Origin of the sequence: Streptomyces sp. NPDC042638 (genome assembly GCF_040647235.1) — a bacterium.
Lineage (GTDB): Bacteria > Actinomycetota > Actinomycetes > Streptomycetales > Streptomycetaceae > Streptomyces > Streptomyces rameus.
In genome coordinates, this window is sequence record NZ_JBEZBT010000005.1 from 120,298 (window position 1) to 141,162 (window position 20,865).

The 20,865-nt window shown below is 72.7% G+C and carries 20 protein-coding genes; 11 read left to right on the top strand and 9 right to left on the bottom strand.

What is annotated here, in order from left to right; genetic code table 11:
• Positions 1 to 42: 42 nt before the first annotated feature.
• Positions 43 to 852 (bottom strand): nuclease-related domain-containing protein, encoded by an 810-nt coding sequence (locus AB0B40_RS06505; protein WP_362263279.1) that lies wholly within the window; start codon positions 850 to 852, stop codon positions 43 to 45.
• 100 nt (positions 853 to 952) lie between these two features.
• On the opposite strand from AB0B40_RS06505, the gene AB0B40_RS06510 reads away from it, so the two are divergent.
• From AB0B40_RS06510 to AB0B40_RS06530, 5 genes are all read left to right on the top strand, one after another.
• Complete coding sequence (locus tag AB0B40_RS06510) at positions 953 to 1,459, top strand: protein phosphatase (protein WP_345060744.1); 507 nt, start codon at positions 953 to 955, stop codon at positions 1,457 to 1,459.
• A 133-nt stretch (positions 1,460 to 1,592) separates the two neighbouring features.
• Positions 1,593 to 2,351 carry a hypothetical protein gene (locus tag AB0B40_RS06515; RefSeq protein WP_345060745.1) on the top strand — a complete coding sequence of 253 codons (759 nt, stop codon included), beginning with the start codon at positions 1,593 to 1,595 and terminating at the stop codon, positions 2,349 to 2,351.
• Positions 2,348 to 3,592: a HAMP domain-containing sensor histidine kinase gene (locus tag AB0B40_RS06520; RefSeq protein WP_362263282.1), complete on the top strand. Its 1,245-nt coding sequence runs from the start codon at positions 2,348 to 2,350 to the stop codon at positions 3,590 to 3,592. The genes AB0B40_RS06515 and AB0B40_RS06520 overlap by 4 nt, the downstream gene beginning before the upstream one ends.
• Positions 3,593 to 3,854: 262 nt before the next feature.
• Positions 3,855 to 5,216, top strand: a complete 1,362-nt coding sequence (locus AB0B40_RS06525; RefSeq protein ID WP_345060748.1) for an FtsW/RodA/SpoVE family cell cycle protein — start codon at positions 3,855 to 3,857, stop codon at positions 5,214 to 5,216.
• Complete coding sequence (locus tag AB0B40_RS06530; protein WP_345060750.1) at positions 5,213 to 6,709, top strand: penicillin-binding transpeptidase domain-containing protein; 1,497 nt, start codon at positions 5,213 to 5,215, stop codon at positions 6,707 to 6,709. The genes AB0B40_RS06525 and AB0B40_RS06530 overlap by 4 nt, the downstream gene beginning before the upstream one ends.
• 18 nt (positions 6,710 to 6,727) lie before the next feature.
• On the opposite strand, the gene AB0B40_RS06535 is transcribed toward AB0B40_RS06530, so the two are convergent.
• The gene (locus tag AB0B40_RS06535) at positions 6,728 to 7,618 is read right to left on the bottom strand and encodes a hypothetical protein (protein ID WP_362263408.1); all 891 of its coding nucleotides are present in this window, start codon (positions 7,616 to 7,618) and stop codon (positions 6,728 to 6,730) included.
• Positions 7,619 to 7,740: 122 nt separating this feature from the next.
• Between AB0B40_RS06535 and AB0B40_RS06540 the strand changes: the two genes are divergently transcribed.
• Positions 7,741 to 8,016, top strand: a complete 276-nt coding sequence (locus AB0B40_RS06540) for a hypothetical protein (RefSeq protein WP_345060752.1) — start codon at positions 7,741 to 7,743, stop codon at positions 8,014 to 8,016.
• Between the two features lie 81 nt (positions 8,017 to 8,097).
• Here the strand turns inward: AB0B40_RS06540 and AB0B40_RS06545 are convergent, their stop codons facing one another.
• Entirely contained in the window at positions 8,098 to 10,119 is a 2,022-nt protein-coding gene (locus tag AB0B40_RS06545; RefSeq protein WP_362263286.1) for a S9 family peptidase, read from the bottom strand.
• A gap of 173 nt (positions 10,120 to 10,292) precedes the next feature.
• Between AB0B40_RS06545 and AB0B40_RS06550 the strand changes: the two genes are divergently transcribed.
• The 4 genes from AB0B40_RS06550 (at position 10,293) to AB0B40_RS06565 (ending at position 13,451) form a co-directional block, all read left to right on the top strand.
• Positions 10,293 to 11,231, top strand: a complete 939-nt coding sequence (locus tag AB0B40_RS06550) for a diiron oxygenase (protein WP_362263289.1) — start codon at positions 10,293 to 10,295, stop codon at positions 11,229 to 11,231.
• Positions 11,232 to 11,314: 83 nt separating this feature from the next.
• On the top strand, positions 11,315 to 11,965 hold the full coding sequence (locus tag AB0B40_RS06555; RefSeq protein WP_345060758.1) for a TetR/AcrR family transcriptional regulator: 651 nt from the start codon (positions 11,315 to 11,317) through the stop codon (positions 11,963 to 11,965).
• A gap of 10 nt (positions 11,966 to 11,975) precedes the next feature.
• The gene (locus tag AB0B40_RS06560) at positions 11,976 to 12,278 is read left to right on the top strand and encodes a hypothetical protein (protein WP_345060760.1); all 303 of its coding nucleotides are present in this window, start codon (positions 11,976 to 11,978) and stop codon (positions 12,276 to 12,278) included.
• Between the two features lie 111 nt (positions 12,279 to 12,389).
• Positions 12,390 to 13,451 carry a C40 family peptidase gene (locus AB0B40_RS06565; RefSeq protein ID WP_345060762.1) on the top strand — a complete coding sequence of 354 codons (1,062 nt, stop codon included), beginning with the start codon at positions 12,390 to 12,392 and terminating at the stop codon, positions 13,449 to 13,451.
• Here AB0B40_RS06565 and AB0B40_RS06570 read toward each other — a convergent pair.
• From AB0B40_RS06570 to AB0B40_RS06590, 5 genes are read right to left on the bottom strand one after another with little or no spacing between them, the layout of a single operon-like run.
• Positions 13,424 to 14,677 (bottom strand): styrene monooxygenase/indole monooxygenase family protein, encoded by a 1,254-nt coding sequence (locus AB0B40_RS06570; RefSeq protein ID WP_345060764.1) that lies wholly within the window; start codon positions 14,675 to 14,677, stop codon positions 13,424 to 13,426. The two genes, AB0B40_RS06565 and AB0B40_RS06570, sit on opposite strands and share 28 nt — an antisense overlap.
• 24 nt (positions 14,678 to 14,701) lie before the next feature.
• Positions 14,702 to 15,349, bottom strand: a complete 648-nt coding sequence (locus tag AB0B40_RS06575; RefSeq protein ID WP_345060766.1) for an ATP/GTP-binding protein — start codon at positions 15,347 to 15,349, stop codon at positions 14,702 to 14,704.
• Entirely contained in the window at positions 15,330 to 15,737 is a 408-nt protein-coding gene (locus AB0B40_RS06580) for a DUF742 domain-containing protein (RefSeq protein ID WP_345060768.1), read from the bottom strand. The genes AB0B40_RS06575 and AB0B40_RS06580 overlap by 20 nt, the downstream gene beginning before the upstream one ends.
• Positions 15,734 to 16,231, bottom strand: a complete 498-nt coding sequence (locus AB0B40_RS06585) for a roadblock/LC7 domain-containing protein (RefSeq protein ID WP_362263294.1) — start codon at positions 16,229 to 16,231, stop codon at positions 15,734 to 15,736. Before AB0B40_RS06585 ends, AB0B40_RS06580 begins: the two co-directional genes overlap by 4 nt.
• The gene (locus tag AB0B40_RS06590; RefSeq protein ID WP_362263297.1) at positions 16,228 to 19,065 is read right to left on the bottom strand and encodes a nitrate- and nitrite sensing domain-containing protein; all 2,838 of its coding nucleotides are present in this window, start codon (positions 19,063 to 19,065) and stop codon (positions 16,228 to 16,230) included. The genes AB0B40_RS06585 and AB0B40_RS06590 overlap by 4 nt, the downstream gene beginning before the upstream one ends.
• A 385-nt stretch (positions 19,066 to 19,450) precedes the next feature.
• Here AB0B40_RS06590 and AB0B40_RS06595 point away from each other — a divergent pair, with 385 nt between their 5' ends.
• Positions 19,451 to 20,239 carry a protein phosphatase 2C domain-containing protein gene (locus AB0B40_RS06595; RefSeq protein ID WP_345060773.1) on the top strand — a complete coding sequence of 263 codons (789 nt, stop codon included), beginning with the start codon at positions 19,451 to 19,453 and terminating at the stop codon, positions 20,237 to 20,239.
• Positions 20,240 to 20,242: 3 nt separating this feature from the next.
• Here the strand turns inward: AB0B40_RS06595 and AB0B40_RS06600 are convergent, their stop codons facing one another.
• Positions 20,243 to 20,734, bottom strand: coding sequence for a MarR family transcriptional regulator (locus AB0B40_RS06600; RefSeq protein ID WP_345060775.1), 492 nt, complete (start codon positions 20,732 to 20,734; stop codon positions 20,243 to 20,245).
• Positions 20,735 to 20,865 lie beyond the last annotated feature (131 nt).

A 20,865-nucleotide genomic window follows, 5' to 3' on the forward strand; every position in this document is an offset into this window, starting at 1 on the left:
GCCCCGGGTGACCTACAGCCCTCCCCACGTGTCCCGGGTGACCTACAGCCCTCCCCACGTGTTCCGGTCCCGCGCCATCCCGTGCAGCGCCTCCACGTCCGCCGGCTTGAGCACCCCGCCCAGCCGGGCCAGGCCCGCCAGCTCGGTGTCCCGCAGGATCCGCACCCCGCGCGGCTGCGCCGTCACGGTCACCTCGGCCGGGTCCACCAGGGCCAGCAGGGGGCGGACCTCGGCGGTCAGGGCGTAGGAGGCCCGGTCGGCGGCGGCACGCAGCCGGCGCAGCAGCGGCTCGGCCTCGCGGCGGCCCAGCGTGACCATCGGGTCGGCGACCAGGACCCGGGCCTTGCGGGCCTGGAGGGCGTGGACGGCGAACAGGCCACCGGGGCCGATCACCAGGTGGTGGATGCGGTCGCCGCCGGGCAGCGGGACGGAGTGCAGGGTGTGCCAGCCGGCGCCCTCCAGCCGGTCCAGCTCCTGGCCGACGGTCTGCTCGGCGGCCAGGGCGCGGCGGCGCGGGTCGGGGCGCAGCCGGCGGGCGGGGCCGGGGTCCCGCTCCAGGGCGACCAGCAGGGCCTCGCCGGGCCGGTTCGGGGCCAGGTCGTCGTCCGGGTGGAGGGTCAGCCGGGCCAGTTCGGCTGGGGTGGGGACGGGGGGCGGGCCCACGGTCACCTGGCCGGTGAGGAAGGGTTTCAGGGCGTTCAGTACGTCGTTGCCGTCGTCCTCGCCGAGCGCGAGCAGGTTGACCCGGCCCGTCTCCCGGTCGTACCAGGCGACATTGCTTCCGTCCTCGCGGCAGACGTACAGCCGCTCCCGGCCGTGCCGGTACGCCGGCACCACGCGCAGTCCGCTCATGCGCCATCACCCCTCGACCATGGGAACAGGCGGGGCGCTCCCGGGGCAAGACCGGTTACGGTGGAGGGCGGCCCGGTGAGGGGGAGTTGGGGAGGCGCCGTTGCGGACCCACGGAAAGCAGCCCGACGTACCGGCTCCGGAGAACCCCTGGAGCGAGATCCTGCCCGGCCTGTGGATGGGCGGGCACGAGTTCCGGGGCCGTTCCGGACGCCTGGAGCTCGCGGTCGTACGGGACGAGTTCGATGTGGTGCAGTCCCTGCTGCGGCTGCCGGGGTACGGGCCCGATCCAGGCGTGGAGCACCATGTGTGGCCGATTCCGGACGGGCCGCTGGACGGGACGCAGCTGGCCGGGGTGATCCGGCTGGCGCGCGCGGCGAACGAGGCGGTGGACGCCGGCCGCCGGGTGCTCGTGCGCTGTTACCACGGGTACAACCGTTCGGGGCTGGTCGTCGCGCACGCCCTGGTCCAGCGGGGCGACACGGCGGACCAGGCGATCCAGCTGATCCGGGCCCGGCGGTCGGCGTGGGCGCTGCACAACGAGCTCTTCGTGGAGTACCTGCGGGCGGGCCTGGCGACCGCCCGGCTACTGGAGGAGCTGGCCGAGTAGCCTCTCTCCCAGCCTTCGCGTCCGCCGTACGAAGCGCACAAAACGGATTTTCGTCGGAATCTGATAACACTTCCCTACGAACCCACGAATTAAGGTGTACGGGGCCCCACCGACCCCGACGCCCAGGAGTACCGTGCCAGCCCGTCGTCCCGCACGCACCGCCCTCGCCCTGGCCGCCGTCGCCCTGCTGTCGGCGACGGCGACGGCCTGCGGGGACACGGGCGGGCTGCGCGGCGCCGGGTCCACCCCGACCGCCGTCAGCCCCGCCAAGCTCTGGCCGGACCTCAGGCCGGCGTCCAGCCCGGCCTACCCGTACCAGGTGGCGACCCGGGAGGCCGTCAAGGGCGTCGCGGTCCCCGGTGACGACATCCGCAAGGTGGACCCGGTGGACGTCGTCGAGGCGGAGCTGAAGGCGCACCCCGACGACTACGGGTCCAAGGGGGCGTACCACGCGACCGAGCAGCGGATGAAGGAGTGCCGGCCGGGCGGGGACCGGGCCCGGTGCCCGCTGCTGAAGCCGTACTACCGGGACCTCACCGGGGACGGCCGGGCGGATCTGACGCTCGGTTTCCGGCTGTACCCGACCAACCAGACGGCGGTACGGGTCTACACCGTCGAGCGGCACCGGCTGGTGCAGGTGCTGGCCGACAACGACGCGATCACCGGGGTGGAGCTGGCCGGGCGGGCACTGATCGAACGCTCGCCCGCCGACATCTCCGGTTACGAGTACCGCACCACCTGGGTGTGGGATCCGGGCCAGCGCGCGATGGTGTTCTCCAGCGACGAGTACCTGCACGTCGGGGACGGCCGGCCCAGCAGGACACCGTCTCCCTCGGCCTCCCCCTCCGTCTCCCCGGGCCCCTCCGGCTCCGCCTCCCCGGGCGCGCGATGAGGCTCACGCTGCCCCACTGGGCCGGGGCCCTCGCCGTCAAGGCCGCCGCGTTCATCACGGTGATGTGCTGTGCGCTGGCCGCGCTGCTCGGTGTCCTGGTGCACGTGTCGGTGACCGACCAGACCGTCGGCCAGGCCCGCGACCTGGCACTGTCCCGGCTCGCGGACGCCACGCACGCGTACGAGGCCGGGGACACGCTGCTGCCGGGTGCCGCGGTGGACCCCGGGGGGCTGCCCGCGCCGCTGCGGTCGCTGGCGGCGGGCGGGCGCCGCGGCACGATGGTCGCCGTGCACCGGGGGCGCCCGACGATGTGGGCGGCGGGGCCGGTGGCCGGGCACCGGGCGCTCGCCGTGGAGGTCGACTACTCGCAGCAGTCGCGCACCATCACCGGTCTCGACCAGTCGATCCTGTGGTCCTCGGGGCTCGCGATCGGGGCGACCGTGCTGGTCGGCGTGTTCGCGGTGACCCGGGTGACCCGGCGGCTGCACGGCACGGCACGGGTGGCGCGCAGGATCAGCGCGGGCGACCTGGACGCCCGGGTGGACGACCCCCGCACCAAGGACCAGACCCGTCCGCAGGACGAGGTCGCCGCGGTGGCCGCCGCGCTGGACTCGATGGCCTCCTCGCTGCAGGGCAAGCTGCTGAGCGAGCAGCGGTTCACCGCGGACGTGGCGCACGAGCTGCGCACCCCGCTCACCGGTCTGCACGCGGCGGCCGAGCTGCTGCCGCCGGGCCGGCCGACGGAGCTGGTGCGGGACCGGGTGGCGGCGCTGCGCACCCTCACCGAGGACCTGCTGGAGATCTCCCGGCTGGACACCGGGCGGGAGAAGCCGGCGGTCGACACGGAGCGGCTGGGTGCCGTGGCCGAGCGGGTGGTACGGGCGTCGGGCACGGAGACGGACGTACGGATCGCGCGGGACGCGCGGGTGGAGACCGACCGGCGGCGGCTGGAGCGGGTGCTGGGGAACCTGGTGGCCAACGCGCACAAGCACGGGGCGCCTCCGGTGCTGCTGACCGTGGACGGGCCGGTGGTGACCGTGCGGGACCACGGGGGCGGATACCCGGACTACCTCCTCGCGCACGGGCCGCAGCGGTTCCGCACCGAGGGCGGGGCCAGGGGGCACGGACTCGGGCTGACCATCGCGCTGGGGCAGGCGGAGGTGCTGGGCGCCGCGCTGACCTTCTCCAACGCTGCGGACGGGGGCGCCGTCGCCACGCTGCGGCTGCCCGCGGCCGGTTAGCACCCGGGGCCGGCCAGCACTCGGGGCCGGTCGGCACCCGGCGCCGGTCAGCACCCGCGGCCGGTCAGCACCGCGGTCGGCCAGCACTCGGGGCCGGTCGGTACCCGGCGCCGGTCAGCGCCCGCGGCCGGTCGGCGCCCGGGCCTTCCGGGTGCCGCGGACCGTGGGTCCGCCATGATCGCTCGCGTGGTTGCCCGGGCCCCTTCGGGGCGCGCCCGGTGAACAAGGGACACAAGGCGCCCCATTTAGGTAGGTTCCGGGCATGACGAAGGCCGGAACCACCGTGGCGGCGGCCCCCGCTCCCCCACGCGCCGCGCGCCTGCCCCGGCGCCGGGGCGTCGAGCTGTCCCTGCTCGTGCTGGCCGTCCTGCTGTCGGTGTACGGCTACTGCGCGGTGGGGGTGGCACGGACCGGTACCGTCCCGCCCGGGGCCGCCGGCTACGGAGCCGGGCTCGGCGTGCTCGCCCTGTTCGCCCACATCGCGGTGCGGATCCGGGCGCCGTACGCCGATCCGCTGCCGCTGCCCATCGGTGTCCTGCTCAACGGCATCGGGCTGGTGCTGATCTACCGGCTGGACCTGGAGACGCCGGGCGACCAGGCGGCCCCCACCCAACTGGTGTGGTCCACGCTCGGGGTGGGCCTGTTCATCGGTGTCGTCCTCGTGCTGCGCGACCACCGGGTCCTCCAGCGGTACTCCTACGTCTGCGTGGTCGCCGCCCTCGTCCTGCTGGTGCTGCCGATCCTGTTCCCGGCGGTCAACGGCGCCCGGATCTGGATCCGGATCGCCGGGTTCTCGATCCAGCCCGGCGAGTTCGCGAAAGTGCTGCTCGCGGTGTTCTTCGCCGCCTACCTGGCGGCCAACCGCAGCGCCCTGTCGTACACCGGCCGCCGGCTGTGGCGGTTGCAGTTCCCGACCGGCCGGGTGCTCGGTCCGATCCTGACGATCTGGCTGGTGAGCGTGGGAGTGCTCGTGCTGGAGCGGGACCTCGGGACCTCGCTGCTGTTCTTCGGGCTGTTCGTGGTGCTGCTGTACGTCGCCACCGGGCGCACCGGCTGGATCGCGGTCGGGCTGCTGCTCGCGGTGCTCGGGGCCATGGCCGTCGGGCGGCTGGAGCCCCATGTGGGCGCGCGGATCGAGGACTGGCTGCACCCGTTCGCCACCATCGAGGCCGGTCAGGGCCCCAACCAGCTCTCCCAGTCCCTGTTCGCCTTCGCCGCCGGCGGGGTCCTGGGCACCGGGCTCGGGCTCGGGCACTCCATCCTGATCGGCTTCGCCGTCAAGTCGGACTTCATCCTGGCCACGGCCGGGGAGGAGCTGGGCCTCGCGGGCCTGGCGGCGATCGTGCTGCTGTACGCGCTGCTGGTGGAGCGGGGCTACCGGGCGGGCCTGGCGCTGCGCGAGCCGTTCGGCCGGCTCCTCGCGGTCGGGCTCGCCTCGATCGTGGCGCTGCAGGTGTTCGTGATCGCGGGCGGGGTGACCGGGCTGATCCCGCTGACCGGCATGGCGATGCCGTTCCTCGCCCAGGGCGGCTCCTCGGTGGTCACCAACTGGGCGATCGTGGCGCTGCTGGTCCGGGTGAGCGACTCCGCGCGCAGCCAGTACGACGGCCGGGAGGCACCATGACGGAGTACGGCGGGTTTCCCGAGGGCGGGCGGCCGATGGCGAAGTACATCCGGCACGCCTGCGTGTTCTGCGCGCTGCTGCTGGCGGCCCTGCTGGCCAACGCCATGCGCGTGCAGGTCGTGCAGTCCGGTGAGTACGACGGCAACCCGGCCAACCGCCGGGCCACCATCGCCCGTTACCAGCAGCCGCGCGGGAACATCCTGGTGGACGGCAGGCCGGTCACCTCGTCCGTGGACACCGGTGAGCAGCTGCGCTACGAACGCGCCTATCTGGACGGGCCGTTGTACGCGCCGGTCACCGGCTTCGCCTCGCAGACGTACGGCACCACGTTCCTGGAGCACACCGAGGACGGGGTGCTCTCCGGCACCGATCCGATGCTCGCGCCGCTGCCGCTGTGGAACGACGTGACGCGCGGGCGGGACCCCGGCGGTGACGTCGTCACCACCCTGAACGGGCGGGCGCAGGAGGCCGCGCACCGGGGGCTCGCCGGGCGCAAGGGGGCGGTGGCGGCGGTCGAGCCGGCCACGGGCCGCATCCTGGCGCTGGTGACCAGCCCGTCGTACGACCCGGCGGAGCTGTCCGGCAACAACGAGGCGGTGGCCTCGGCGTGGGCCCGCCTCAATCACGACCCGGAGAAGCCGATGCTCAACCGGGCGGTACGGCAGACCTATCCGCCGGGGTCGACGTTCAAGGTGGTGACCGCGGCGGCGGCGCTGGACGCGGGCGTGGTCACCGACCTGGACGCGCGGACGGACTCCCCGGACCCCTACCGGCTGCCCGGCACCACCACCCGGCTGACCAACGAGGGCGACGGCTGTGTGGACGCCTCGGTGCGGGACGCCTTCGAGTGGTCCTGCAACACGGTCTTCGCCAAGCTGGGCGTGGACGTCGGGGTGCGGGACATGGTGTCCACGGCCCAGGCGTTCGGCTTCAACGACTCCGGCCTGCGCGTCCCCTTCTCCGTGGCGCCCAGCACCTTCGACCCGCACGTGGACAGGGCCCAGCTGGCGCTGTCCTCGATCGGGCAGTACAACACGCGGGCCACCCCGCTGCAGATGGCGATGGTCACGGCGGCGGTCGCCAACGGCGGGCTGCTGCGCCCGCCGTACCTGGTGGAGCGGACCACCCGGCACGGCGGCGAGACGGTCGCCGGGAGCGGGGCCCGGCCGGGGCGGCAGGTGATGCGGCCGTCCACCGCGGCCCGGCTGATGGAGCTGATGGCCGGCGTGGTCGAGGAGGGCACCGGCACCAACGCGGCCGTCCCGGGCGCGCTGGTCGGCGGCAAGACGGGTACGGCGCAGCACGGGGTGGGCAACGCCGGGGTGCCGTACGCCTGGTTCGTCTCCTGGGCACAGTCCGCGAACGCGCCGGAGCCGCAGGTGGCGGTCGCGGTGGTGGTGGAGGACGCCTCGGCGGACCGGGGCGAGATCAGCGGCGGCGGTGACGCGGCGCCGATCGCCAGGGAGGTGATGCGGGCCGTTCTCGGCCGGTGAGACCGGGGCGGCGGGCCGTCAGCCGAGCGGGGTGAGCATCTCCGTGCGGACCTCGGCGGCGTCGCGGGCGGCGGCGTTCAGGTCCACGTCGGCGGGGGCGGTGTGCAGGGCGCTCGCGTCGATCCTGGCCACCATGGCCGCCGTGTTGCCGTCCGCCCAGGCGCAGAACGGGTAGGTGAGCGTCAGCGTGGACTGCTTCTGCGTCACGACCTCACAGCTGACCGCGATGCCGGTGCCCGCGGGGGTGATGTCCTTCGCGGGCACCTCCACCGTCACGCCGTCGGCGTCGCCGGCCCCCTGGAGCATGGCGTGCCGGCCGCCGGCCGGGTTGCGGAACCGCCCGTAGAGACCCGACACCACGAGGGTGCCCCGGCTCTCGTCGCCGCCCAGGCTGTAACGGCCCATCACGGCGTCGGTGACCTTGGCGTCCCAGGCGCCGTCGACCTCCTCCTCGATCTTCTGCCCCTGGCTGTCGGAGAGATCGGCGGCCAGTCGGTACTTCTCGCCGAGCAGCGCCTTGGGCAGGACGAGTTTGTTCCTCGCCTCGGGGAAGCCGCTCCCGACCGCCGCCCCGAGCAGCACCAGGCCGACGATGCCGAGCGTGACGACACCGCCCACGATGCCCAGCACCAGCCCGATCCGGCGCTTCTTCACCGGCGGGGCCATGGGCGGCACGCCCCAGCCCGGGTACGGCTGTTGCGGGTAGGGCGGCTGCGGAGGGTGGGGCTGCGCGGGGTGGGGCTGCTGGGGGTACGGCGAGCCGTACGGACCCGGCGCCTGCGGGGCCTGCTGCCCGTACGGAAGCTGCTGCCCGTACGGGGGTTGCTGCCCGTACGGGGGCTGCTGCCCGTACGGGGGCTGCTGCCCGTACGGGGGCTGCGGCTGGTTCGGGTACGACGGCGGAGGCATGGACACGTCGGCACGCTACTGCATGGCTTTGTTCGGCTGGCACCAGGGCGGCTTAGGGTGCCGTCTGGCCCGAACGGTGGTGGGACGCGTGACTAATAATCACTGGGGCCGTTGATCACGGCATGAAACCACGCACTGCACTCGGCGCCATCGTCCTCACCGCCATGCCCCTGCTCCTGGCGACTCCCGCCCAGGCTGCCGCACCCGGAACCCCGCACAAGCCCGCGCTCGCTGCCGCCCAGGGTCCCGTGGGCCCGGGGCTCAGCGATCTCGTCGCGATCGCAGAAGGCGTCCTGCGCGGGTACGGCATCACCAAGACGTTCGCGGACATCCTGGACCTCGACGCAGGGCAGATCGCCTTCGCCTCGGAAATCCTCGGCAACGGCCCTGCTAACTGACCATTTCACAATGAGACCCTGCGGTGCCCTTGGGGGCGATCCTCCGTCCACGTGTGCCAAAGCCACTTTGAGAGGGATCCGTCAAAGCATCGCGGGCCGGTGCCACTCCTGCCCGAGGACGTGGTGGTCGAGGAAGTTGAGCACCGTCTCGTACATGATCCGGATGTGGTTCGGTGCTTCGACGGTGTGGCCCTCGGTCGGGAAGTGCAGGAATCTGACCGGCACGCCGAGGCGCGCCAGGTCGCTGTGCAGGCTCAGCGCCTGGCCCATCGGCACACGGTAGTCCCTGCCTCCGTGCACGATCAGCATCGGCGTTTTCATCCTCGCTGCGTCGAGGTGGGGCGAATTGGCCTCGTACCGTTCCCGTTGGGTCCGCGGGTCGCCGAAGATCTTGCGGAAGTAGGCGTGCATGTCCGTGTCGGTCTGCAACGCCTCCAGGTTCCACATGGCGGCGGCCGAGACGATCGCCTTGAAGCGGTCGGTGAGGGTAGCGGCCCGGTTGGCCAGGTAGCCGCCGTAGGACCAGCCGGCGAAGGCGGTCCGGGTCTCGTCGAGGTCGGCGCGTTCCAGTGCCGCGTCTGTCAGCGCGATGACGTCACGGTAGGGCTGGCCGCCGTACTGGCCCAGGCCGCGTTCTTGCATCCGCTGCCCGTAACCGGTGGACAGGGCCGGGTCCGGCAGAAGCACCGCATACCCACGGGCGGCGAACGGCCAGGGGTTCCACGACCACGTCCAGGCACTCCAGGACGCCTGCGGTCCACCGTGCGGGACGACGAGCAAGGGGGCAGGATGCTCGGGCGAGGCGCCTGTCGGCAGGACGAGCCAGCCGCGCAGCGGGAAGCCGTCGTCCGCCGGGGCGCGCACCTCGGTCAGGGCACCGGGAAGCGAGCGGAGGTCGCCGGGGGCGTTGAGGAAGGCGGGCTGCTGATCGGGCGTGTCGGCATCGAGGCGGACCACTCGGGGCGGGCTGTCGATTGCGCTGCGCAGCGCGTAGAGGGTGGCCCCGTCGGGTGTCACGCAGAGCGAGGTGTAGGCGCCGGAGGCGGTCAGGCGTGTGATCGTGCCGTCCGCGTCGCGGCGGAAGACCGGGCAGTGCCCGCGTTCGTCCCCTGTGAACCACATCGTTGAGTCCGCGGGGATCGGTGAGAGGACTGCGCGTCCCGGCCACGGCCAGTTGCCGAAGTCCGGCAGCAGGTCGCTCTCTTCGCCGGAGTCCAGGTCGAACGCTACGAGTGTGACGCGCCATTCGGTGTCGTAGGTCTCCTCCCGCTGGCGCTGGCAGACCAGTGTCGAGCCGTCGGCCGTGAACGCCGGGCGGTAGTACTGATGGCCAGGGCGCGAGAAGGTGCGTTGCTGCATGCCGGTTGCCGCGTCGACGACGACCACGGTATTGCTGTCCGGGGCCCGGCCGGTCGCGGGCCGCGTGTAGGCCACCAGCGACCCGTCCGGGGAAAGTGCGGCGTCGGCGGAACCTGCCAGGCCCTGGCTGCCGGCGATCACTGCTGGCCCGTCGGAGTGCAGGACGAACGTGTGCGGTTCGTCAGGTCCAAGGGCTGCGCTCCAGGCAGCCGCCGCGGTCTCCTCGTACAAGGCCGCGGTGACCCGGGCACGTTCGCGCTCATGCCGAGCTGCGGCGTACGTCTCGATGTCCGCCGTGCCAGGAAGCAGATCGGCGGTGTAAGCGAGCACGTCGGCAGTCGCCGCGGAGGTGAAGGCGGCTATTCCCCCAGGGTGGCGGGCGATCTGCCTGGCCTCACCGCGCTCGGACAACGCCCACAGCGACACATCGTGACTGTCGGGCTTTTCACCGGTGGGATCTGCGTTCTCGCGGCCCGAGAGGAACAACAACGTCCCATCGGCAGCGAACGCGGGAGCAAAGTCACCCTCCATGCCGCCGACCACGAGGCGGCTGTCACCCTCCCCACAGGGATCAACCTCCCAGAACCTCGTAACGTGCTCGGATCCCTCCTCATTGATCGACTGCACCGACGCAATCAAGCGTGTTCCATCGGGCGACAGAAGCAAGTCGGTCAGGCGCGATTGTGCCGCCAGCAAGGCATGGAACGAGGCTGCGTCATCCGGGTCGTAGGTCATGTCGGTCATCCTGCCCGGCCTCCCCGATCTGTGGCAGGCCGTCCCAGACCGCCGCACCCACCCGGCGGGCCCGGCCGAGGACGGCGGGCCAACAAGTCCTGCGCAAGGGATTGACGGCCTTGCTGACAAGCAGTCTCATAAGAGGCAGGACGACTACCCCCGGGTAACGAGGTGAGGGAGCCATGACGACCCTGACGGAAGCGGACGCGCTGGACGGCCTGCGCGACGCGCTCGGCCTTCTCAAAGACCGGGAGCAGGTGGCCGAACGGCTGCTGGTCTCCTCCGCCAAGCACTCCTTCGACCCGGACAGGGAGCTGGACTGGGACGCGCCCTTCGAGGAGGGCAAGTGGTTCTGGCCGCCGGAGCTGGTCTCGCTGTACGGCACCCCGATGTGGAAGCGGATGAGCGAGGAACAGCGCATCCTGCTCTCCCAGCACGAGGCGGCGGCCCTGGCCTCGCTCGGCATCTGGTTCGAACTCATCCTGATGCAGCTGCTGGTCCGGCACATCTACGACAAGGCGGCGACGAGCGCGCACGTGCGGTACGCGCTCACCGAGATCGAGGACGAGTGCCGGCACTCGAAGATGTTCGCCCGGGTGATCTCGCGCGGCGGCACGCCCTGGTACCCGGTGAACCGCGTCCACCAGAACCTGGGCCGCCTGTTCAAGACGATCTCCACGACCCCCGGCTCCTTCACCGCCACGCTGCTCGGCGAGGAGGTGCTGGACTGGATGCAGCGGCTGACGTTCCCGGACGAGCGGGTCCAGCCGCTGATCCGGGGCGTCACCCGCATCCACGTGGTCGAGGAGGCCCGGCACGTCCGGTACGCCCGCGAGGAACTGCGCCGGCAGATGGTGACCGCGCCGAAGTGGTCCCAGGAGTTCACCCGGGTCACCTCGGGCGAGTTCGCCCGCGTGTTCTCCGTCGCCTTCATCAACCCCGACGTCTACACCAACGTCGGCCTGGACAGGCGGGAGGCGATGGCGCAGGTGAAGGCCAGCGGACACCGCCGCGAGGTCATGCAGAGCGGCGCCAGGCGGCTGACCGACTTCCTCGACGACATCGGGGTGCTGCGGGGCGTCGGGCGCCGGCTGTGGAGGTCGTCGGGGCTGCTGGCCTGACGCGGGCCGCGGGCGGCGGTGGCGGGCGCGCGAACCCGCCGTCGCCGACGGCCCGCGCACCGGGCGGCGATTAGGCTGACGGCATGACCCCGTCGGCCACCCCCGCCTACCGTCGGCTCAGTGTCGAGGAGCGGCGAAGCCAGCTCCTCGACTCCGCCCTCTCCCTCTTCGCGCACCGCGCCCCCGAGGACGTGTCCCTGGACGACGTGGCGGAGGCGGCCGGAGTGTCGCGCCCGCTGGTGTACCGGTACTTCCCGGGCGGCAAGCAGCAGCTGTACGAGGCCGCGCTGCGGTCGGCCGCCGAGGAGCTGCGGCAGTGCTTCGCCGAGCCGCGCGAGGGGCCGCTGCTGCCCCGGCTGTCCCGCGCCCTGGACCGTTATCTGGCCTTCGTGGACGAGCACGACACCGGCTTCAGCGCGCTGCTCCAGGGCGGCAGCGTGGTGGAGACGTCCAGGACCACCGCGATCGTGGACGGGGTGCGCCGGGCCGCCGCCGAGCACATCTACGACCACCTCGGGGTCGACGGGCCCGGCCCGCGTCTGCGCATGACCGTCCGGATGTGGATCACGGCGGTGGAGGCGGCCTCGCTGATCTGGCTGGACGAGGACAAGCAGCCCCCGGTCGAGGAGCTGCGCGACTGGCTGGTGGAGCAGTTCGTGGCCGTGCTCACCGTCACCGCCGGCCGGGACCCGCAGACGGCCGTCCTCGTCGGCGCGCTCGCCGGGGAAGGCTGAGACTGGAACCGTGAAGAGCCAGGACACCCCCTTCGAGGGCGGCCCCATGGACGGGCGCGTGCTGCCCGTCCTGCTCGGGCCCACCGGGCACCCCCCGAAGACGTACCGCATCCCCGTCCCGGACCCGGACGGCGGCCCGCCCACGGTGCTGGTCTACCACCGCGTGCCGCGCGGGCACAGCAGACGGCTCGGACTCGTCCAGGGCTGGAAGTACCGGTACGACCCGGACGACAGGTCCGGTGGCAGGCTCAGGTGGCCCTGGTCGAGACCGGATGCGGCGCCGTCCGGCAAGCCGGACGGTGCGAACGGGTGACAGCGTTGCGCCGAGCCGCGTAGATTCGCCCCGATTCCATCCCGACATGTCTGATTATCACGGTGCGACGGGAGGCGGAGAGCCCGCCCTTCCGGCACCGGAGGTGATGACGTGTCAGGAGTGCTTCTGCGTCTGGCCTGTACGGCGGCGGTGGCGGCCCAGGCCGTCCTCGCGCCCGCACCCGCCGTGGCCGCGCCCGCACCGCGGCCGTCCGTGGCCCAGCTGCTGACGGACCTCCAGCGGCTGTACCGGCAGACCGAACAGGCCACCGAGACCTACAACGCCACGACGGAGAAGCTGCGGCGGCAGCGCGCCGAGGTGGCCCGCCTGGACGACGAGCTGGCCCGCGCCCGGCTCACCCTCAGGTCCGGCCGCACCGACGCCGGCCGGCTGGCCCGGCAGCAGTACCAGAACGGCGGCGGCCTCGGCCCCTACGTCCGCCTGCTCCTCGCCCCCGACCCGCAGCACGCGCTGGACGAAGGCCATGTCATCGGCGAGCTGGCCCGCGAGAGGGCCCGTACGGTGGCCCGGCTGACCACCGCGGAGAAGCGCACGGACGTGCTGGCCCGCGCGGCCCGCAAGGCCCTCGACACCCAGCTGGGCCTCGCCGGCCGGCAGCGGCGGCAGCGCGACGACGTCCAGGTCAGGCTCGCCGGCGTGGAGCGGCTGCTGGCCACCCTCACCCCGGAGCAGATCGCGGCCGTGGCCCGGCTGGAACAGCAGGGCGTCGCCGAGGCCCAGCGGCGCCTCACCACCGCGGGGGCCCTGCCCGACGACCGCCCGGCCACCCCGCAGGGCGACCGCGCGGTCAGCTACGCCATGGATCAGCTCGGCAAGCCGTACCAGTGGGGTGCGCAGGGCCCCGACGCGTACGACTGCTCGGGCCTCACGTCACGGGCGTGGTCCCAGGCGGGGACCCCGATCCCGCGCACCAGCCAGGAGCAGTGGCAGCGGCTGCGTCGGATCCCGCTGAAGGACCTGCGCCCGGGTGACCTGGTCGTCTACTTCCCCGAGGCCACGCACGTGGCGATGTACGTGGGGGACGGCAGGGTCGTACAGGCACCGCGGCCGGGCGAGCGGGTGCGGATCTCACCGCTGGCCTCCTATCCGGTCCTCGGTGCCGTACGACCCGACGGCTCCCCCGGTCAGGCCCCCGACACGGAAGCCAGGTAGGCGCCCGTCCTGTCCGGCTCGTAGAAGAAGTTCTCGAAGTCGGCCGGGTCGTTGAACGCGTTGGCGAACCGGTCCGCCACCGGCTGCAGCTGCCCGGCCGCGCCGATGAGGTTCAGCACGTGCTCCGGCGGGGGCGCCAGCATGGCGTTCGTCCACTTGGTGACGTGCCGGGCGGTGGACCAGTAGCGGTCGAACGTCTGCCGCATCCACTCCTCGTCGAACGGCTTCTCCTCCCGCTCCAGGATGGACGCGAGGTAGGCCGCCGCGCACTTGGACGCCGAGTTGGAGCCCTGCCCGGTGATCGGGTCGTTGGCGACGACCACGTCGGCCACGCCCAGCACCAGCCCGCCGCCGGGCAGCCGGCCGACGGGGTTGCGGACGGTCGGCGCGTACCGCCCGGCCAGGGTGCCGCCGGCGTCGGTGAGTTCCACCTTCGTGGCCCGCGCGTACTCCCAGGGCGTGAACTTCTCCATGAGTTCCAGGGTCAGGGAGAGGTGCTCGGCCGGGTCCTTGACGCCCTTGAAGACGTCGAGCGGGCCGCCGGGTATGCCCTCCCAGAACAGGATGTCGGCGCGGCCGGACGTGGTCAGGGTCGGCATGACGAACAGCTCACCGACACCGGGGACCAGGTTGCAGCGGACCGCGTCGAACTCCGGGTGCTCGGGGCGCGGGCCGAGACCGTGGACGTACGCCACCGCCAGCGCCCGCTGCGGCTCGCTGTAGGGGGAGCGCTCCGGGTCGCGGGCGAACATCGACACCAGCTCGCCCTTGCCGGCCGAGACCAGGACGAGGTCGTAGGTGCGGGAGAAGTAGTCGAGGTCGCCGACCGCCGCGCCGTGGATGACCAGCTGGCCGCCGCGCTGGGCGAAGGTCTCCATCCAGCCGGCCATCTTCACCCGCTGGTCGACGGACTGCGCGTACCCGTCCAGCTTGCCCACCCAGTCGATGGCCCGCTGGGTGGGGCCCGGGTCGTGCGAGCCGGGGGCCGCGACCGAGACGCCGAGTCCTTCGATCTTCGGGGCCTGGGACTCCCAGAAGTTCAGCTGGAGATCACGCTCGTGCTGCAGTGCCGTGTGGAACATGCACTGCGTCGACATGACCCGGCCGGTGCGGATCTCGTCCGCGGTCCGGTTCGACATCAGGGTGACCTCGTAGCCGTGCGACTGCAGGCCGAGGGCGAGCTGGAGTCCGGACTGGCCGGCTCCGACGACGAGTATCTTCCGCATGCGGGTGAGGGCTCCTAACAGGGACTACTCGGGGGTTTCGTCCAGCGCGTGCCCGACCAGGGCCAACAGTGTCTCGATGACCGAAATTCGACGCCGCGCATCCATGATCATGACAGGGATGTGCGCGGGTATCGTCAGCGCCTCCCGGACGTCCTCCGGCTCGAACCGCTCGCTGTCGTCGAAGTGGTTGACGGCGACGACGTAGGGCAGTCCGCAGCTCTCGAAGTAGTCCAGTGCCGGGAAGCAGTCCTTCAGGCGGCGGGTGTCGGCCATGACGACGGCGCCGATCGCGCCGCGCACCAGGTCGTCCCACATGAACCAGAACCGCTGCTGGCCCGGCGTGCCGAACAGGTAGAGCACCAGGTCGTCGTCGAGCGTGATGCGGCCGAAGTCCATGGCCACGGTGGTGGTGAGCTTGCCCGGTGTGGCCGACAGGTCGTCGGTGCCCTCGCTGGCCTCGGTCATCAGCGCCTCGGTCTGCAGGGGCGTGATCTCCGAGACGGAGGTGACCAGGGTGGTCTTGCCGACGCCGAAGCCGCCCGCGACCACGATCTTCGTCGCGACGGGGGCGCGTGTCCGGTCCGTCTGCCAGGACCTCAGGTCCTCGTCGGGTTCGGCGAATCCGGCGACGAGGGGGGCGACGCCGGTGGCGTCAGAGACGGCGGAGTCCACTCAGCACCCTTTCCAGCAGAGCGCGGTCCGGGCGGCCGGTGCCGTGACCGGTTCCGGTGCCGTACACACGGATCTTTCCCTGGTCCGCGAGATCGCTCAGGAGTACGCGGACCACGCCGAGCGGCATCTTCAGCAGCGCGGCGATCTCGGCCACCGTGCGCATACGGCGGCACAGTTCGACGATGGCCCGCATCTCCGGCATGACCCGGGTGGTGAGCGAACCGCTCGTCAGTTCCTTGCGCTCCTCGGGAGCCTCCAGCGCGGCCACGAACGTCTCCACGAGGAGCACGTGGCCGAAGCGGGTACGGCCGCCGGTGAGCGAGTAGGGGCGGACGCGGGCGGGTTTGCGGTCGCCGCCGCGGACGGGGAGCCTCGAGGTGCCGCTCATCGGCTGCTCCCGGCCGGCCCGGACTCCAGTGACTGCCGCAGCTCGGAGCGCAGTTCCGGGGTGAGGACGTGGCCGGCGCGGCCCACGAACAGCGCCATGTGGTACGCCACGACGCTCATGTCGCACTCGGCGGAACCGTGTACGCCGAGCAGCGAGCCGTCGCTGATCGACATGACGAACAGACTGCCCTCGTCCATCGCGACCATGGTGTGCCTGACCCTGCCGTGGTCCAGCAGCTTGGCGGCGCCCACGGTGAGGCTGCCGATGCCGGAGACGATGGTGGCGAGGTCGGCGGAGGAGCCGCGAGGGCCCTTCGCCGGACGGGCCTGCCGGGACCGTTCGGTGTGTCCTGGGTCGGACGAGAGCAGGAGCAGACCGTCCGACGAGACCACGGCGACGGACTGGATGCCGGGTACTTCCTCGACCAGGTTGGTCAGCAGCCAGTGCAAGTTACGGGCTTCACTGCTCAGTCCGTAAGTAGTGGGCGCGGTCAACTGCTTGCCTCCTCGGCTGTGCCCCCCGTGGCTTCTTCGGCGTGTGCGTAGCGGGCCGGCCGCTGGTGGCCGGCCGTCCGTTCGGTGATCTCCGCCTCCACGTCGCGGTAGCCGGCCTCGGCGCCGCGGCGGAAGCCGCCGAGCCTGCGGCGCAGGGCCTCGGCGTCGACGCCTGCGGGGCGCTGGCGGGGCGGTGCGGCGGGTGCGGTGATCCTGGGCGTGCGCTTGGGGAGGCCCTTGCTGGTGAGCTGCTCCCCGGCCTCGGCTTCGCCTTCGGCGTCCGGGTGTCCCCCCGCGGCGGCCGTGCGGCGCTCGTCTTCGGATGCGGGCGGCCCCTGTGGGGCTTCCCCGCCGTCTGCGGCCGGCCGGTCGTGGGGCCGGGCCCCGGCCGGGTCCGTCGGCTGTGCCGGCGTCGTCGCCGGCTCCGCCGCGACTTCGGGCAGCAGGAGCTCCATCGTCGTCTCGGCGGGGGTCTCCGCGGGGGCCTTCGGGCGGGTCTCGGTGCGCTGGGCGGGGTCGTCGGCCTGTTCATGGGCCGGGCGGTCGCCGAAGACGTCCCCGGTGTCTCGCGCCGCGGCCGGCGCCGGGCCGCCGGACGCCTCGAGTACGGCCTGCTCCGCCAGGTCGACCAGGGGGTCCGCGGACTTGGCGCGGGCGTGCAGCACGTTGGAGTTGGCCTCGGCGTCGGCACCCGGGAGGGAGAAGGCGGCCGTGCCGCCGGGGGCCGTCCGGGGGGGCAGCGCCGTGGCCGGGGCCTCGGTGAGGAGGGACGCCGGCAGGACCACCACCGCCGCGGTGCCGCCCTGCTTCTGCTCGCGCAGCCGGACGCGGACGCCGTGGCGGTGGGCGAGGCGCGCGACGACGTAGAGGCCGAGGCCGAGGCCGTCGTCGCCCTCCTGGTCGTAGGGGGACTCGGGGTCGAAGTCGGTGAGGCGGCCGTTGAGGCGGACGAGGCGGTCCTCCGCCACGCCGATGCCCTCGTCCTGGACGGAGAGCATCACCTCGCCGGACTCCAGGAGCCAGCCGGAGACCTCCACGGGAATGTCCGGCGGGGAGAAGGAGGTGGCGTTCTCCATGAGTTCGGCCAGCAGGTGGGAGAGGTCGTCGGCGGCGAAGCCCGCGATGTGCGCGTGCGGGGGCAGGGCCGCGATGCGCACGCGCTCATAGCGTTCGATCTCGCTGACCGCGGCCCGGACCACGTCGACCAGCGGCACCGGGCCGGGGTGCTGCTGGACGTGCTCGGTGCCGGCGAGGACCAGGAGGTTCTCGCTGTGCCGGCGCATGACGGTGGCGAAGTGGTCCAGCTTGAAGAGCGTGGCGAGGCGGTCGGGGTCCTGCTCGCGCTCCTCCAGGCCCTCGATGACCGCCAGCTGGCGCTCGACCAGGCCCAGGGTGCGCAGGGCCAGGTTGACGAAGGTCGAGCCGATGCTGGTGCGCAGCCGCTCCAGCTGGGCGGCGGAGTCGGCGAGTTCCGCGCGGAGTTCCTCGCGGGCGTCGGCCATCTTCTGGCGCTGGCCGACCAGGTGCCTGCGGTCGGTCTCCAGGGTGCCCACGCGCTCGTGCAGGGCGGCGGCGTGTGCGTGCAGGGCGTTGACGGAACGGACCACCTGGGCGAACTCGTCGTTGCGTCCGGTGAAGCCGATCGGCTCCTGGGCCGCCGGGTCCTCGGCCTCGGCGAGGCGGGCCGAGCCGCGGCGCAGCACCGACAGCGGGCGGGTCAGGGTGCGGGCCATGGCCGTGGCGATACCGATCGCGACCAGCAGCAGCGCGCCGAGGACGGCGACGCGGATCTCCAGGGCGGTGACGTCGTCGTCGCGGAGCTTTTCCAGGTCCTTGACGCGGTGGTCGTAGAGCGCGGACTCGGCGCCGCGCATCAGGTCGACGCGGGCGGACAGGGCCGCGTCCAGCTTCTTGGTGCTGGTGGTCAGCTCGCTGTCGGCGAGGGTCGGCTCGTCGGTGAGGGTGGCCAGGTACTTCTCCGCCGAGTTCACCTCCGGGCCGGTGACCGTGGAGTCGTAGGAGTCCGCGGCCTTCGGGGGCGCGGTCTCGCGGAAGCCGGCGAGGGCCGCGTCGGCGCGCAGGCGTGCCTGCTGGGCGGCGGCGGTGAGCGCGTCGCGCTGCTTGCGGTCGGCGTCGCTGCTCGTGGCGGCGGTGGTGGGCAGGCCGGTGGCGGGGTCGATCACCGTCTGGGTGCGGCTGGGGATGTTCAGCGCGGCCAGCAGCAGGCCGCGGGCGGCGGCGGACTGCTGGACGGCGGAGTCCAGTTCGGCGAGGGCGTGGGCGCCGGAGCCGGCCCGCGGGGGCATCTGCTCGGCCAGCTGCTCGGCGAGCCGGTGCAGTTCGGTGATCGTCGCCGAGTACGCCTGGTGGGCCTGGAGGGCCGTGGTCTTGCCGGTGAGGGCGGCCCGGCGGACGCTGTCGATGCCGTCGAGGTCGGTGCGCAGGGCCGCCGGGGTGCCGGTGTCGGCGCGCAGCTCCTCGACCTGCCGGTCCACGCGGGCGCTGCGGTCCTCCGAGGGCGCCTTGGACTTGGGGCGCCCGGCCGCGACGTAGGAGGTGACCTCGTCCCGTTCGTCGGCGAGGGAGTGGGCGAGGGTGAGCGCGTCCTGGGTGCGCGTGGCCAGTGTCACCAGGTCCTGTGAGTCGCTGACGTCCCCCGACGCGGTGAGCAGCGCGGGCGCGCCGGCTCCGGCGACGGCTGCGGCCACCACGGCGACGGCGACGATCAGCCGGGTGCGCACATGGGTGGGACGGCCGGTGCCCACGGGGGTCTGGGGAACGGTCCCCTCGGGGGCCGTCTGCCTGCCTGTGCGCCGAGGCCGCTTTTTCTGCACCGGTGCTCGCATTCCTGAACTCGTCTACCCAGGGGCCCGGGTGGCACCCCGTCATGTCGGTGCCAAGTGGTGCGTACACCCGGTTCGTACGGTTCCCGACCCTCCCAGCGCCGGTGGGCAGTGGTCGCGCATCACCTGACCCGCCACCCGAAGGAGTGAACATCGGAGGGGAGTTGGCGGGCAAGTTCCTCTGGCGTGTGCGCGGGCCTTGTGCGGTGGGCCGGTTGGACGCGCGCGGCAGGCTTTGGCAGTATTCGCCACCACGCCTTCCCGGAGTGCCCCATTCCTGCCCAAAACAGGCGGCTGACCTGCGAGGTCGTGAGAATTCACCGGGTGCTTGCCAGCCTTTGGCGCATCGTGTGAAGGGCTCGTGCAGACTGGCCGGATGCGTACTGAACTCGTCTCGGAACCCGGCGATCCGGCCCGCCCCAACGAGGACTTCGCCGGTGTCGGGCTACCCGCCTCCGGACAGGGAGGCTGCATGATCGTCCTGGACGGAGTGACTCCGCCCAGCGGCGGGACGGGCTGTCTGCATTCCGTCCCCTGGTTCACGGCGCGACTGGGTGGCGCACTGACCGAACTGACCCTTTCAGGCCGAGATCTGACGCTCCCGGAGGTCCTCTCCCGGGCGATCCGCCGCACCGCCGACGCCCACGCGGACACCTGTGACCTTTCTCACCCGCGAACTCCTCAGGCCACCGTGGTCCTGGCCCGCTGGGACGCGGCCTCGGTCGAGTACCTGGTGCTGTCCGACTCCGCGCTGCTGGTGCGGGGCGCCGACGGGGCCGTCACCCCCGTACTGGACGACCGGCTCGCCCGGCTCCCCCGCGCCGCGCTCGCCACCGACGCCCTCGTCGACGCGAACCTGCGCAACAAGGAGGGCGGCTTCTTCACGGCCGCCGCCGATCCCGCCGTGGCCGCCCGGGCGGTCACCGGCTCCCTGCCCCGGCGCGAGGTACGCGCGCTGGCCGCGCTGACCGACGGCGCGACCCGCTGGACGGAGGAGTTCCGTGAGGGCGACTGGACTGCCCTGCTGGACGTGGTCGCCAAGGAGGGCGCCCGGTCGCTGGTCGAGCGGGTGCGGGAGCTGGAGACGGCGGACCGCGAGCAGCGGGCGTTCCTGGGGCGGGGCAAGACCCACGACGACGCGACGGTGGTGTACGCGGAGCTGTGACCGCTATTTCGCCATGACGCCGTTCAGCTCGTGGAGCAGCCGGGCCAGCTCGGAGACCTCCCTGCGGTCCCAGTGGGCGAGCTGGCGGACGTAACGGCCGCGGCGGGCCTCGCGGACGGTGCCGACGCGGCGGCTGCCCTCCTCGGTGAGGGTGACCAGCCAGGCGCGGCCGTCGGCCGGGTCGGGTTCGCGGGCGATCAGGCCCAGCTCCTCCAGCGCGCGCAGCTGCCGGGACATGGTGGCCTTGCCGACGCCGATGTAGGCGGCGAGTTCCGTGGCCCGCTGGCCGCCCAGTTCGTCCAGCCGGATGAGCAGGCCGTAGGCGGAGGACTCCAGGTCGGGGTGGACCTCCCGGGCCATCTCGCCCTGGTTGGCCCGGGCGCGGCGGAGCAGCACGGTCAACTCGCGCTCCAGCGCCAGGAACTCCTGGTCTGCACCACTGGGCGTCGCCTGGCCGGCAGCGTGGTGTCCGCCGCCGTTCGCGTCCTCGTGCACGTCAGCACCCCTGATCGGTTTCGCAGTACTGAAAGTTTCTGTCAAATGTCGTCATCGCCGCAGCTCCGTAAGTATTTCGCAGGCGTAGACCAACGGCGTCGACCGGACCCTCTTCCACGCCGTCATCTACG